Annotated in this window: 13 protein-coding genes; 7 read left to right on the top strand and 6 right to left on the bottom strand. The window is 63.9% G+C overall.

Annotated elements, in window-relative coordinates; all coding sequences use genetic code 11:
• Positions 1 to 4 precede the first annotated feature (4 nt).
• Both WDB86_RS01345 and WDB86_RS01340 read right to left on the bottom strand, forming a co-directional pair.
• Entirely contained in the window at positions 5 to 1,267 is a 1,263-nt protein-coding gene (locus WDB86_RS01345; protein WP_406720954.1) for an N-acetylmuramoyl-L-alanine amidase, read from the bottom strand.
• Positions 1,268 to 1,335: 68 nt separating this feature from the next.
• Positions 1,336 to 2,481, bottom strand: coding sequence for a pyridoxal phosphate-dependent aminotransferase (locus tag WDB86_RS01340; protein WP_406736384.1), 1,146 nt, complete (start codon positions 2,479 to 2,481; stop codon positions 1,336 to 1,338).
• A 169-nt stretch (positions 2,482 to 2,650) separates the two neighbouring features.
• On the opposite strand from WDB86_RS01340, the gene WDB86_RS01335 reads away from it, so the two are divergent.
• Positions 2,651 to 3,397, top strand: coding sequence for a DsbA family protein (locus tag WDB86_RS01335; protein ID WP_339107608.1), 747 nt, complete (start codon positions 2,651 to 2,653; stop codon positions 3,395 to 3,397).
• A gap of 334 nt (positions 3,398 to 3,731) precedes the next feature.
• Here the strand turns inward: WDB86_RS01335 and WDB86_RS01330 are convergent, their stop codons facing one another.
• From WDB86_RS01330 to WDB86_RS01320, 3 genes are all read right to left on the bottom strand, one after another.
• The gene (locus WDB86_RS01330) at positions 3,732 to 4,424 is read right to left on the bottom strand and encodes a DUF1236 domain-containing protein (protein ID WP_339107609.1); all 693 of its coding nucleotides are present in this window, start codon (positions 4,422 to 4,424) and stop codon (positions 3,732 to 3,734) included.
• A gap of 151 nt (positions 4,425 to 4,575) precedes the next feature.
• Complete coding sequence (locus WDB86_RS01325) at positions 4,576 to 5,157, bottom strand: DUF1190 domain-containing protein (RefSeq protein WP_339107610.1); 582 nt, start codon at positions 5,155 to 5,157, stop codon at positions 4,576 to 4,578.
• Positions 5,158 to 5,257: 100 nt separating this feature from the next.
• A complete protein-coding gene (locus WDB86_RS01320; protein ID WP_339107611.1) occupies positions 5,258 to 6,481 on the bottom strand; it encodes a glutathionylspermidine synthase family protein in 1,224 nt (407 codons plus the stop codon).
• Positions 6,482 to 6,669: 188 nt separating this feature from the next.
• On the opposite strand from WDB86_RS01320, the gene WDB86_RS01315 reads away from it, so the two are divergent.
• Entirely contained in the window at positions 6,670 to 8,238 is a 1,569-nt protein-coding gene (locus WDB86_RS01315; protein ID WP_406736383.1) for an AcvB/VirJ family lysyl-phosphatidylglycerol hydrolase, read from the top strand.
• A 326-nt stretch (positions 8,239 to 8,564) separates the two neighbouring features.
• On the opposite strand, the gene WDB86_RS01310 is transcribed toward WDB86_RS01315, so the two are convergent.
• Positions 8,565 to 9,854 (bottom strand): DUF3422 family protein, encoded by a 1,290-nt coding sequence (locus tag WDB86_RS01310; protein WP_406737065.1) that lies wholly within the window; start codon positions 9,852 to 9,854, stop codon positions 8,565 to 8,567.
• Between the two features lie 194 nt (positions 9,855 to 10,048).
• On the opposite strand from WDB86_RS01310, the gene WDB86_RS01305 reads away from it, so the two are divergent.
• From WDB86_RS01305 to WDB86_RS01285, 5 genes are all read left to right on the top strand, one after another.
• Entirely contained in the window at positions 10,049 to 10,501 is a 453-nt protein-coding gene (locus WDB86_RS01305) for a hypothetical protein (RefSeq protein ID WP_406736382.1), read from the top strand.
• A gap of 48 nt (positions 10,502 to 10,549) precedes the next feature.
• Positions 10,550 to 10,855: a hypothetical protein gene (locus WDB86_RS01300; RefSeq protein WP_406736381.1), complete on the top strand. Its 306-nt coding sequence runs from the start codon at positions 10,550 to 10,552 to the stop codon at positions 10,853 to 10,855.
• Between the two features lie 72 nt (positions 10,856 to 10,927).
• Positions 10,928 to 11,497 carry a sigma-70 family RNA polymerase sigma factor gene (locus WDB86_RS01295; protein ID WP_339107615.1) on the top strand — a complete coding sequence of 190 codons (570 nt, stop codon included), beginning with the start codon at positions 10,928 to 10,930 and terminating at the stop codon, positions 11,495 to 11,497.
• On the top strand, positions 11,494 to 11,781 hold the full coding sequence (locus tag WDB86_RS01290) for a hypothetical protein (protein WP_406736380.1): 288 nt from the start codon (positions 11,494 to 11,496) through the stop codon (positions 11,779 to 11,781). Before WDB86_RS01295 ends, WDB86_RS01290 begins: the two co-directional genes overlap by 4 nt.
• Positions 11,781 to 12,149 (top strand): hypothetical protein, encoded by a 369-nt coding sequence (locus tag WDB86_RS01285; RefSeq protein ID WP_406736379.1) that lies wholly within the window; start codon positions 11,781 to 11,783, stop codon positions 12,147 to 12,149. The genes WDB86_RS01290 and WDB86_RS01285 overlap by 1 nt, the downstream gene beginning before the upstream one ends.
• The last annotated feature ends 31 nt before the right edge of the window (positions 12,150 to 12,180 follow it).

Genomic DNA, 12,180 nt, shown 5'->3' with positions numbered 1-12,180 from the left:
AGGGCTACTGGCGCAAAAGTCTTGCCTCTGCCGCATCCGATTGCGCCCAGGATTGCACAGCCTGCGTGATCGCGGCGGCCGTGGTTTTGCGCCAGCTGTCATCCAGCAGATGCTTGCGATCCCGTTCCGAGTCCAGAAAGCCCAGCTCGATCAGCACCGAAGGGAAATCGGCGGATTTCAGCACCGAGAAATCGGCCCCCTGCACGGGATGTTTGTAAAGCGTCACCCCCGCCGATTTCAGTGCTCCCACCAGAACCTGCGTAAAACGCACGGTGCGCGGGCGCGTCTCGGTGCGCGCCAGATCCATCAGCACCCGTGCGACATCATCGCCATGCCCGTCCAGATCGACACCGGCCAGAATATCGGCGCGATCATGGCGCTCGGCCAGTTTTTGCGACGCGTCGTCGGTGGCTTTCTCGTCAAGCATATAGATCGCCGTTCCGGTGGCTTTCCCGCTGGCCAGCGCGTCGGCATGCAGCGAGATGAACAGATCGGCCTCGGATTTGCGCGCAATCGTCAGACGGGTCTCAAGCGGCACAAACACATTCTCGTTGCGCGTCATCACCACATCGATCCCCGCGCGGGTCAGGGCCTCTTTCAGCTCGCGCGCGAAGGTCAGCACCAGCACCGCCTCCGAAGTGCCCTCCGCCTCCGCACCGGGATCAATGCCCCCATGACCGGGGTCAAGCACCACCCGCAGCGGGCGCGAGCCATCTTGGCGCAGGATCGGAGCCGGAACCGGCGCCGGCTGCGGCAAATCCCACAAGGCCGAATTCGGGTCGCCCTGCGTTGTTTCGAATTTGTCTTTGCTGACCGGAGTCAGCGAAATATCCAGTTCCGGCGCCTCGCCGGTACGCAGCTGCGCGGCCGCGATTTTCATCGGGCCGGACAGCTCGGCCACCAGACGCGACCAGCCGGGGCGGAACGGCCCCCAGCGCAGCACCTGCACCGCGCCGCTTTTGCCCCCCTTGCCCAGCATCACCGCCGGATCCTGTGCGGAAAAATCGACCTCGCGGAAATCCACCACCAGACGCGGCGGATTATCCAGCAAGAACGCCCGCCACGCGACAGGCTGCGACAGCCCCAAGCGCAGATCCGTCTGCGTTGCATCGCCGGTGATGCCACTGCGCGCCGGATCAAGCTGCGCCAGCGCCGAAAGCCGGCTGTCTTGCGCCTGCGCCAGCCCGCACCCCGCCAGAAACGCCCAAAGCGCCATGACCCAGAAAAGCGCCAAGCGCCCATGACACGGCTGCGCCGATCTCCGCATTCTGCCCGATTCCGTTCTTGTATCCTGTTCGGGGCGAGCTTAGCGCAGCGCCCCCCGAAAGTCAGTGCTCACTTGCCACGCTGCGCCATGAAGCTCTGCAACCGTGCAAGCCCCTCGCGGATGCGGTCGGTCGATTGCGCATATGAAAACCGCAGCGTCGTGGCCCCGCGCGCGGGGTCGAAATCCAGCCCGGGGGTCACGGCAACCCCTGCCTCGCGCAGGATCTCTTCGGCAAAGGCCAGCGAGTTATCGGTCAGATGGGCGACATCGGCATAGATATAGAAGGCCCCATCGGGCGGCGCGATGCGGTCAAAGCCGATCTGCGGCAGCGCCTCCAGCATCAGGCGGCGGTTCTCGGCATAAGCGGCGCGATTGGCCTCCAGCTCGTCGATGCAGTCCAGCGCGGCAAGGGCGGCAATCTGGCTGGCATGCGGCGGGCAGATGAACATGTTCTGCGCCAGACGCTCGACTGTGCGCACATGGTCTTCGGGCACCACAAGCCAGCCGACCCGCCAGCCCGTCATCGAGAAATATTTCGAGAAGGAATTGACCACATAGGCCTGATCCGAGACCTCAAGCGCCGTCACCGCGCGGTCCTCGTAATGGAGGCCATGATAGATCTCGTCCGAGATGAAAGCCAGATCGCGTGCCTCGGCCAGATCCATCAGCGCCTTCAGTTCAGCCTTGCCCAGCATGGTGCCCGACGGATTGCCCGGCGAGGCCACGATCAGCCCCTGCACATCTTCGGGGATATCCGAAGGCACCGGCTGATAGCGGTTTTCGGCACTGGTCGGCATGCCCACCGGTTCCACCGACATCGCGCGCAGGATCTGGCGGTAGCTGGGATAGCCCGGCTCGCCCAGAGCAACCTTGTCGCCCGCGTTGAACAGCGCCGAGAATGCCAGTACGAACGCGCCCGAGGAGCCCGAGGTGACCACCACCCGCGCCGGATCCAGATCCACCCCGTACCAGCGTTTATAAAGCCGCGCGATCCCCTGCCGCAGCGCAGGCAGACCCAAGGCCACCGTATAGCCCATCGCCTGATCGTCCAGCGCCTGCGCCAGCGCCTGGCGGGCACCGGAGGGCGCGGGGGTCGAGGGCTGGCCCACTTCCATGTGAACGATATCGCGCCCCTCCCCTTCGGCTGCGCGCGCAGCCTCCATCACATCCATCACGATGAAAGGATCGACTTGTCCGCGGGTTGAGAAACGCATGGTGGGGCTCCATTTTGGGCTTCGACCCCGCCGCGATAGGCCAGCCGCTGCCATAGGTCAATGCAAAGGCTGTGCCCCCCCTTGCCCCGCCGCCGCGCTTGCGCCAGTGTGGGCACCAACCTCCCGCGCCGGTCTGTGGCGCCGGACCAAGGATCGACAGAGGACCCAGATGACCCGCAAACTCCTTCCCGCCTTCGCCCTTTCTGCGCTTTTGGCCCAGCCCGCAGGCGCGCTTGATCTGGGGTCGATGACCGATAGCGAACGCGCCGATTTCGGACGGGCCGTGCGCAATTACCTGATGGACAACCCCGAAGTCCTGATGGAGGCGATCAACGAGCTTGAAAAGAAGCAGAACGCCCAGATCGCGCAGAATGACCAGCAACTGATTGCGACCAATGAAGACGAGCTGACCAATGATCCCGAGTCATGGGTGGGCGGCAATCCCGATGGGGATGTGACGATTGTCGAGTTCATGGATTACCGCTGCGGCTATTGCAAGAAGGCCTATCCCGAAATCAACGCGCTTCTGAAATCGGATGGCCATATCCGTTTCATCGTCAAGGAATTCCCCATTCTGGGCGACGCCTCGGTAAAGGCTGCGCGTTTTGCCATTGCCACCAAGCAGGTCGCGGGCGATGAGGCGTATGAGAAGGTCCATAACGCCTTGATGACCCTGCGTGGCGATATTTCCGATGACAGCCTTTCGGCGCTGGCCAAGAAGCTCGATCTGGACGGCGATGCGATCCAGAAAGCCGCCGCCTCGCCCGAGGTTGAAAAGGTGATCGAGGCGAATTACGCGCTTGGCCAGCGGATGGGCCTGTCCGGTACCCCGTCTTTTGTGATCGGCGACGAGATGCTGCGCGGTTATGCGCCGGAAGAGGCCATGAAAAAGATCGTCGCCGATCAGCGCGGCTGAACAGGCGCGGCTGTAACTGGCACCGATTTCTGGCACTGATGTCTGGCGCGGCGATAAGACGCAGCGCCGGTCCTGATGGCAAGTTTCGGGAGAGATTGCCCCGGGCCTTCCACTGCACGCGACACTGGGGGATCGGAAGCCCCCGAACAGGCAGCTCTCTGGCCTCTGGCAGGTGGCAAGCCGGAGCGGTCCTCTGCGGGGCGGCTTTTGCGGATTCTGCTATTCGGGCCTGCCCAGTTGGATGGCGGCCCCGTCCGACAGGATCCGTGCTCCGGACCACACAGCAGAAAGCTGGCCCGAGGGCCAGCTTCCGGATCTACATCAACAGAGGAGATCAGTTGAACACATAGACAATGGCACGGCTATGCGGGTCCACCAGAACCGGTTCCTTGTTGACGTTCACATAGGCGTATTTGCTGTCGGGCACGGGCTGCAATGCCACGTTATCGGGCAGCTTCGCACCGGTTTTCACATCGCCTTTCAGGAAGACCGGATCAACCGGATGCTCCTGCACATAGGTGACCGTGGTGGGCTCGGGTTTGGCGGCCTCGCCAACCAGCGCGCCCCCGATAAGCGCCCCCACAACGGCACCAGCCGGCCCGCCGATCACCGTGCCTGCGGCAATGGCGCCGCCTGCCGCCCCACCTGCGGCGGCACCGGCAAAGGCACCGGCCGCTTGGCCATTGCCGTTATCCTTGATCTCGATGGTCTTCACATCGACATTTTTCGGGCGATCGGCCAGATAGACGATGTTGTTACCCTCATGGATCGCGATATTCGACGCGGGGGTCCAGCCGGTATTGTCGCCATAGCTGACCTGACACCAGCTGCCGGTCGAGATGCAGCCATCCACCTCGATATTAGCGGCTTGCGGCACGGTCGAGCTGACCTGATAATCCGCCCCCGGCCCTGCGCGCAGCGAGCTGTCGGTGCCGAGCATGGCCGGAAACGCCGAGGCGCTGGTGGCCAGACCTGCGGTTGCAAGCGTGGCGAATGCGGCAACGGTCATCGTGGTTTTCTTGAACATCTTCTATCTCCTAAGCTTACCCGTCGCAGCCGCTGCGCACCGATCCGGCGCTGTGCTGCGATTTGGACAAACAACCCGCATTCGGGCAGAGACGTTCCCCGCAAACCGTTCACAAGATTCTCAAGCCATCGGCGGGAACCGGCCAGCGCCCTCAGCCGCCAAAGCTGCGGCTGGTGCTGGAGCTGGTCCCGAACCCCCCGCGCGAAACCGCCGTGGCACGGGTCATCGGCGCCTTGCCGATGGTCGTGGCCGGTTTCTTGAACAGCCCCTGACTGAGCTTGGCCTTGCCGTTATTGGTCGAGAAGCTGGCCGAGCGGTCGGCATTGGTATAGCCCCCCTGCCCGTTACGATACAAAGGCTGCGCCGAGCCGCGCCCGCCCAGCATATTGCCGATCAGATAGCCTGCCAGAAGCGGCATGAAGATCCCGCCCATACCGCTGCCCTGATGCCCCGTGGCCTCTTCTTCGCTGCCGCAATTCCCTACCCCGTGCTGCTCTTCGCAGACCTGCAGGCTGTCATAGCGCGGGGCGGATTCCACGTTCAGCTCCTGCGCCTGGGCAAAAGCGGTGCGGCATTGCTCGGCGGTGAAGTCGCCCCCCGCGCCTGCCGCCTGCTCGCAAGAGGCCAGATCGGGGAAAGCCTGTGCATCGACCTTTTCCTCCTTGCACCCCGCCAGCGTAAAGGCGGCAGCCCCCATGATGGTCAGGGCAACATAGCGTGAGCGTTTCTTCATCAATCTGGTCCTTCATCAAACAGTATCGGAGCCCCGAGCACGCACGGCATAAGGCCCCATATCACAGGTCCGCGGCATCGGCACCACAGCTACGGGCGCATCAGCCCCGAATGAAATGCGGCTTGAAGCGCGACAGGTCTTGCGTGATCCGCGAGCGATCCTCGCGCAGCCCCATCCCCACGCAGTCCCCGCCGACGATCCAGGCCCCGATAATCGGCCGGAAGCCTGAAAATTCCGGTAAGGGCTGATAGGCCTGCACGATGCGGGGATATTGCGCATAGCCGTCCTGCTGCGATGTCTCGACCTTGCTGCCCTCGATGATATGCACCGATGCGCCCTCGCGCGAGAAAATCGGTTTGGTGACATAGCCCCGCAGAAGCTGGCCATGCGCGCGGGCGAAACTTTCGGCAATCTCGGGAGCGGGGCGGCCCTTTCCGGCCAGCCCCTCGCGCACATCCTCCTCGAAATAGGCGGGCAGCAGATTGGGATGGCCCTCGAAGAAATACCAGAGCATCGGCAGGATGGCCTTATTGGAGACAAGCGCCTTCCATGCGGGTTCGATAAACTGTGCCCCCGACCCTGCCAGATACTGGGCATAGTCCTCGCGCAGCAGATCTTCCCACGGATACAGCTTGAACAGCGTGCCGATCACCCGATCCTCGTCATCAAGAAACTGCTGCTCTTCGCTCAGCCCGATCTTTTCCAGATCACAGTAATGCGCCCCCAGACCCGCCTCGCGCGCGGCCCAACCCAGCGCCTCGACCGTGGCATAATCCTCGGGATTGCCGCCCATCGCGGTGAAATGCAGGTCCGTCTTGGGCGCAAACAGGGCGCGGAACCGCTCGACCAGCGCCTCGTGGATGCCGTTGAACTGGTCGGCGTCCTCCGCCAGCACGCCTGCCGCGATCTGCTCTTCCAGCCATTGCCACTGGAAGGCCGCGCTCTCGTATAAAGAGGTGGGCGTATCGGCGTTATATTCCAGCATCTTGGCCGGACCCTTGCCGTCATAGGCCAGATCGAAACGGCCATACAGTTCGGGCTGCCCGTCGCGCCAGCTATTGCGGACCAGATCCCAATGCGCCTCGGGCAGGCCCATGACCCCGATCAATTCCTCCGAATTCACGATCCGGTCCACCGCCTCGCGGCACATCGCGTGCAGCTCGGTGGCAGGGTCCTCGATGCGGTCCTCGATCTCGCGCAGCGTGAATTCATAGGCCGAGCTTTCGTCCCAATAGGGTTCGCCATGCATATCGGCAAAGGTGAACCCCACCTCTTTGGCCATATCGCGCCAGCCAGCACGTTCGGGCAGATCGAGTTTGCGCATATCATCCTCCTCCGACCCTGACCGGATACCGCAAACCTACGGATATCGCGGGGGGCCTTGCCCGCGCTCTACCCGTTTTCGGCCCCCCATGCCAGCCTTGGCCGCCATCGGTGCGGTTTTCCTCCGAGGGTTTAACCGCTCATCAGGGTTTGCCGCTTATAGCTTTGCCCATTGCAGGAGACCGCTTGATGCCGCATTCGCCTTTCCCCGCCCGTTCTGTCTTGCGCCTGTTGCCCCCTGCGCCAAGCCGCGCGCTGATAGTAAGACCGGGGCTGATGCTGACCCTGCTGCTGGGCCTGATGATCTTCGGTGGTCTGCGCGCAATGGCACAACCGCAAAGCAGCGCGCTGTTTCTGGCGGTCACCTCGATTGCCGAGCCGCAGGACGACATCCGTTCGACCGCGCTTTTACTGGCGGGCGGGGCGGCGGATGCCACGGCAGGCCGGAGCGAAACGATTGCCCGGACACTGGCGGACATGCATACGCTTGTCATTACCATCGATCCGGACTGGCTGCTGGATCTCGGGGGCGGCTGCGAGCAGGCAACCGACGCCCTGCTATATATCGCACAGGAAATCGGCAAGCGGCGGGAGGCCGCGCCCCGTGCCCCCGTCCTGCTTGGCATCGGAGAGGGGACGGCCCTTGCGCGCTTGGCGGCCGCCACCCGCCCCGACCAGTTCAAGGGGATCGTGACGCAGGATCTGCACAGGGATCTGCCCGATACCTGTCAGACCGCCCTGCCCGAAGCGGGCCGCAAGACGGTGCTGCGTTGGCATGATGCCGCAACCGACGCGGCCTCGGTGCTACAGGCGGTGCGTGGTGTGCGCTTCTACCCGCCCGCCGAGGACAGCACCGAGGCCCGTAACGCGGCGCTGGTGCAGGCCTATCTGGCGCTGGCCGGAACCGATCACGCCTTTGACACCGGCACCCGTGCACAGGATCTGCAGGATCTGCCGATCACTCTCCACCTGCCCGAAGCGGCCACCGATCATAGCGCCGCGGACACCCCACCGGAGGCATTTGTGATTTTCCTGTCGGGCGATGGCGGCTGGGCCAATTTCGACGAGGAAATCGCAGACCGGCTGGCACAGAACGGGCTACCTGTCATCGGGATTTCGACCATGCGTTATCTGTGGCAGGAACGCAGCCCGGACAGGATTGCCGCCGATATGACCCGCATCCACTCGCATTTTGCGGCCCGTTTCGGCACGCAGAACGTCATTCTGGCGGGATTTTCGCTGGGGGCGAATGTCACCCCATTCTATGCGCCCTTGCTGCCCGCGACGCTGCGCGAGAACGTGTTGGGGCTGGCCTTGCTTTCGCCCGAAACCCATACCGGCTTCGAGGTGGTCATGGGGGGATGGCTTGGCCAGAAGACCGGCAGCCGCGATGTGGTCGCGGCCCTGGAGGCACTGCCGCCGTCCCTGCATGTGCTCTGCCTGTACGGGCGCAAAGACCAATACAGCGCCTGCCCCACCAGCCCCTCGGTTACGGCGCTGGCCTTCGAAGGGGGCCATCATCTGGACAAAAACTATGACCGCGCGGCAGAGGCCATACTGGGTCTGCGCCTTCCCGACGCACAGGAGGCAAGGCCGCCTGCCGATGCCCTTCCCGCACAACAGGCAGACCCCGCCCCCGCGCCATCAGTGCAGACCGACGCCGACAGACCGCCTGCGCTTGGCACCGTTTCACTGCCCGTCTCCTTGCCCGTGCCGTTGCTCCCGCCTCTGCCCGCCGATACCGCCGCCTTACCCTGAGCAAGACCCTCCCGAACTGGTCAGCCGGTGCCGTGTCAAAACGGCCACCGCTACGGGAGAGCGCCCCCGCGGCATCACCACGGCCCATCAAAGCGAGAGCAGCCTACCCCGATGCAGGATCGATCGCGGGCCCCTGTGGAACGCGCGAAACACCGAAATGAGCTTGCGCCTTTAATGACAGCGCGGGCCCGCGCGGACTGGGGGCCTGGATCGGCCTGTTTGACGCTGAACGGGACCGCGAGGGTATCAGCCGGATTGGCGCGCGCCAAAGCAGGTCCGTGCCAAACCGCCCCCTCCCGATCTCGGCCTTGCTATCCGCAAGGCCGTCAATGCGCGCCCATGCCTTTCTTGATCCGCCGCAGCATCAGCCAGACCGCCAGCACAACCAGTGGCGTCAGCCCCGCAACCATCATCTCTTTGCCTATGCCCAGCTTCTTGGCGAGCGGATAGGCCAGATATCCGCACAGGCTGACGGCGTAATAGCTGATCGCCACCACCGATAGCCCCTCGACCGTATGCTGCAAGCGCAACTGCAGATCCGAACGGCGATCCATGCTTTCCAACAGCCTCTGGTTCTGCGCCGAACGGTCCACATCCACCCGTGTGCGCAGCAATTCGGCGGCGCGACCGGCACGTTCCAGCATCGCATTCAGCCGCTGCTCGGCGGCAAAGACGGTGCGGATCGCCGGATCGTAACGGCGCGAGACGAATTCGCCCAGCTTCTGCCGCCCCGCAAAACGTGTCTCGCGCAGCATCTCGACCCGCTCGCGCACCAAGGCGGCATAGGCGCGGGTCGCCCCGAAACGAAAGGACAGATGCATCGCCAGCATCTCCAGCTCGTAGGAGATATCGAGCAACGCGTTCAACACCTTCTCGGGCGTGGTATCGGCATCGCGCATGGATGCGATCAGCGAGGACAGGGCCGGATCAAGGCTGTTAAGCCGCGCGGTCAGCTCGCGCGCGCGCGACAGCCCCAGCATGGACATCGCGCGATAGGCCTCCAGATCGCAGAGCCGCTGGACCACCCTCCCGACCCGACCCGGCCCCGTGCCGGGCCGCACGAAAAGCGCAAAACGCATCTGCCCTGCCGCATCGATGCGGAAATCGCCCGCCAAAGCGATCGCCTCATCCACAACCCAGGTGCAGACCAGATTTTCCGGTACGAACCAGTCATCGACCATCTTGGCCAGTTGCCCCGGATCTTCGGGCATTTCCTTGATGCGGATATGCACGGCCACCAGACGCTTTCCGGGGGCCGTTCTAAGCCAGTCCTCGGGGAAAACCGCCGTTTCCGCAGGATCGAAGGGGCGCTGCGACACCCCGTCGGACTGCGCAAGATAGCTGACAAACTCTGTATGGCTTTCCCAAGAAAGCCGGTATCGCCCGATATTTCCCGCATGATGGGTGGCCCCTTCGGGAGGCAGCGGCGCGCCATGCCGGTCCAGAAGATCACATAGATGTTCCATATCTGCCGCCCGCGAACGCGATGCCGCCCCCAGCGGTTCTTTCACCGCCAGATAGACCACATGCGAGGGCACCGAAATCTTGGGAAAGGGGCGCGCATGAAGCTCTGCCACCATCGGGTAGCGCTGCGGATGGTCTTCGACCGGAGGCATGGGCATGACAGTCATTCCTGGTTACGACCGTCGGAGCCTGCCTCAATCACACCCGCCTGTAAATAATTTTGTGCATTAATATCATGTATTTATTAGCATACATTCGTATGCCGCAACAGTTTTTCTGCTGGCACGCGTAGGGACCGCGCGCGGATTGCGTAAAGGAAGACATCGCCAGTTTGCCGGAGACCGCCATGACCTGCCGCCTGTCACGCCCCTCATCGCTTGTGATGTCCTGCCTGTTTGCCCTTTTCGCCCCGCTGGCCGAAGCCAGCCCCGACACAGATATGGCCCGCGCCGCCCAGATCCTTGATCGCTATGACCGCAATCAGGACCGGAGGCTGGATCTGGCGGAATTCGACGCCCTGCGCCGCACGATCTTCAACGGGATCGATCGCGATCAGGATGGAAAAATCCGCGCGCAGGATGTGGCGCAGGCCGCACAGGCCCGCAGGCAGCATGCGGATGGCCAGCGTCTGATGAAACGTGACACAAATCGCGACGGATTTGTGGACTGGTCCGAGTTTAAGGCACAGACACAGGGCTTTACCCGTGCCGACCGCAACAGCGACGGACATCTCAGCGCGTCAGAACTGGCGCGCCTGATCGCCCGCCTTCCTGCAGGCCTCTCGCCTGCGTCGTTTTAACAACGGGGCTGTCATGCTCTGTTCTCTCCCCCGCAAAAGGATTTTGCTATGAAACTTCTCCCTGTTCTGCTGACCTCGTTTGGCCTGTTCACGATGGCCGCCACCGCGCAGGCGCAAAGCGTCACCGTGCAAACCGGCAAAGGCAGCACCGTCACCAAGGACCGCGACTGCGTGCGTGAAAACGGTCAGGCCAAATGCACCACGACCACCAAGGCGACCAGCCCGACGGGGCAGACCGCCTCGAAAACGCGCACCCGTAGCAGCGACGGCACCGGCACCGAAACCACCGTTACGGCGACCGGCACGAATGGCGAAACCGGCCAGACAAGCCGCAAGATCAGTGTCACCCGCTGATCACGCTTGCCCTTCCTTCCTGCCTGCGATCCAATCCGGTTGCAGGCAGGGATCGGGCGGAAGGAGGCCCGCGTGACACAGGCCGACAACCGCCCCGAAACCGAATGGGTCGCGCTGATGGCCGCACTGGCGCAGGGCGACCGGCAGGCCCTGCAGCGCCTGATGCAGCGCTTCGGCCCCGGAGTAACGCGGTTCAGCGCCGCTATGTTGCGCCGCCCCGAAGAGGCCGAGGACGTTGTGCAGGAGGTGTTCCTGCGCGTCTGGCAGAAAGCCTCCCGCTATGACCCTGCGCGGGCCGCCGTCTCGACTTGGATCTACCGCATTGCCGCCAACCATTGCACCGACCGCAACCGGCGTCTTGGGGTCCGGCACTTTCTGGGGCTTGACGCAGCCCCCGACCCGGTCGATGACCATCCCCCTGCCGAATATGATCTGGCGATGCGCCAGCGGCTGGGGCTGACGCGAGCCGCCCTGCACCATCTGCCCGACCGCCAGCGGCGCGCGCTTTTGCTGCGCGCCAGTGGCGAGCTGAGCACCCGAGAGATTGCCCAGATCATGGGGCTGTCGACGGGGGCTGTCGAACAATTGCTGATCCGCGCCCGCGCCAGACTGCGCGACCAACTCAAGGAGATCGATCCATGACGCAAGACACCAAAGACATCGACGCGCGCGTGATCGAACTGATGCAGGCGACACCCGTAGACATCCCCCGACTGTCGCGCACCGTGCTGAGCGAGATCGCCCGACAGACGCCGCACAGACCGCCTCTGGCCGAGGTTCTCATCCGCCCCCTGCCCGTTACGCTTGGCTTCGGTGGCGCGCTGATTGTGACGCTCGCCCTTGGCTGGGGCGTGATCGGGCCGCTCTTGGGCGATGATCTGGCCCTGGCGCTGATCACCGGCAGCCTGCTGCCGGGAGGCTTCTGATGCAGCGCAAGGTTCTGATTGGCGTGCTGGCGGTATCTCTTCTGGGCAATGCGTTGGCGATCGGCGCGGGGCTGCGGCTGATGTCGCTGCGCGCCCAGCTGACCGGCCCCGTGGGCGAGGCGGTGATCTTCCCGCGCGAGATCCGGCGCGATCTGCGGGACGCTCTGGCCGAGAACCGCGAGACCCTGACCCCCGCCCTGCAAGAGGTGCTGGAGGCGCGCGCCAGAATTGTGGCGCTTGGCACGGCCCAACCCTTTGACCGCGCAGCGACCGAAGCGGCGATGGGCGACTTCCGCCGCGATCTGGATGCGCTGCTGGATCAGGTTCAGCCCTTGGTGCTGGACAGGCTTGACGCGCATCACCAATGAAAAAGGCCCCGAGAAACCTCGGGGCCTTTTC

This window comes from Thioclava sp. GXIMD4215, from assembly GCF_045291555.1.
Taxonomy (GTDB): domain Bacteria; phylum Pseudomonadota; class Alphaproteobacteria; order Rhodobacterales; family Rhodobacteraceae; genus Thioclava; species Thioclava litoralis.
Note: the sequence above shows the minus strand (reverse complement) of the source record. Positions and strands in the feature narration are given on the sequence as shown.